Annotated in this window: 2 tRNA genes and 2 rRNA genes; all 4 read right to left on the bottom strand. The window is 55.4% G+C overall.

What is annotated here, in order from left to right:
• Positions 1-105, bottom strand: a 23S ribosomal RNA gene (locus ACIPSK_RS32980); the annotation flags it as partial.
• A 582-nt stretch (positions 106-687) separates the two neighbouring features.
• A tRNA-Ala gene (locus ACIPSK_RS32975) sits at positions 688-763 on the bottom strand.
• Between the two features lie 93 nt (positions 764-856).
• Positions 857-933: transfer RNA gene (locus ACIPSK_RS32970), tRNA-Ile, on the bottom strand.
• A gap of 339 nt (positions 934-1,272) precedes the next feature.
• Positions 1,273-1,373 (bottom strand): 16S ribosomal RNA (locus ACIPSK_RS32965); the annotation flags it as partial.

The raw sequence follows: 1,373 nt of genomic DNA, 5'->3' as shown, positions 1-1,373 counted from the left end.
GATCAAAGCTCATTCGCAGCTCCCCACGGCTTTTCGCAGCGTATCACGTCCTTCATCGCCTGTGCATGCCAAGGCATCCACCAAATGCCCTTACGACACTTAATCGTTCTCATTGCCAATGCTCATCGTCTCGTTGCCCGTTCCGCAAGGAACGGCAACAGACCGGGTTACCTTTTACAACCCAGTCAATCCAACAATGCCATTAACGTGTTCGACAGGGCTGCTTTATTGGAGCTACGCCGAGCAGCTCACTTGCAGCCTGTCTTAAGACCAGCTTCTCGAGATATGATCCGATACCGCGCGGTCAGGCAACGGTAATCAAGCCGTCCGTCAGATGCTGATCCCTAAAGATCAGCAAACAACAACGGCCCAGAGCGACAAGCTTCCCACCTACCTCCAGTCCTTCACCCATATCCGGCCGGCTAGGCCATTCATGGGATCATCAGAACTGGGCTCGGACGCCTTGGGCAGAACCCAAAACACCTGGAAGCCTCCAGATCAATCTTCTCTTCACAATGTATGCAGAACACGCATCAGCCATAAGCCGATGCAAAACTTTTATTTCTTCAAAGGATATCTTTTTCGCCGCCAGCAACGATCCAAATACAGGCCAGAGGCCGTCGGCCATCGTTGGCCGGCCCGTCCGGAGCGTGCGCTCGAAGAGCGCGACAGCGTCAGGACAGGATTTGGTGGAGCTGAGCGGGATCGAACCGCTGACCCCCTGCTTGCAAAGCAGGTGCTCTCCCAGCTGAGCTACAGCCCCAACCATCGCAAACACCTGACAGCAAACCGCCAGGATCAGGTAAACCCAAACAAACCACAATTCGCACCAGCAAACCTCATTTGCTGGTGCAAATGGTGGGCCCGGGAAGACTTGAACTTCCGACCCCACGCTTATCAAGCGTGTGCTCTAACCAACTGAGCTACGGGCCCATCTCTCTGCATCGACGCCAATCCTAAGCAAAACCTCGGAAAGGGTCGTCCATACAGGCCAGAGGCCGTCGACGGTCGTCCGGCGCCCTCGCGGAGCGCAGCACCGAAGGTGCGAACAGCGCGCGAGCGCAAACCCATGGTTCGATATCCTTTTGAAGAAAGAGAAACGTGGACGGCGAAAGCTCGCCATACCGGCGTGACCGAAGTCAGCGCGGCGTATTACGTTTCGATGGTCACCTGACTGGTGCCATCTATGTTCTAAAAAGCACGGGAAGGTTCATATCGGGCCATGTCCGAGGACATGTGCCGATCATCTTACCAATTCCACAGCTTCCTTAGAAAGGAGGTGATCCAGCCGCAGGTTCCCCTACGGCTACCTTGTTACGACTTCACCCCAGTCGCTGACCCTACCGTGGTTAGCTGCCTCCTTGCGGTTAGCG

The sequence above is a fragment of the Rhizobium sp. LARHSG275 genome (assembly GCF_052871115.1).
Note: the sequence above shows the minus strand (reverse complement) of the source record. Positions and strands in the feature narration are given on the sequence as shown.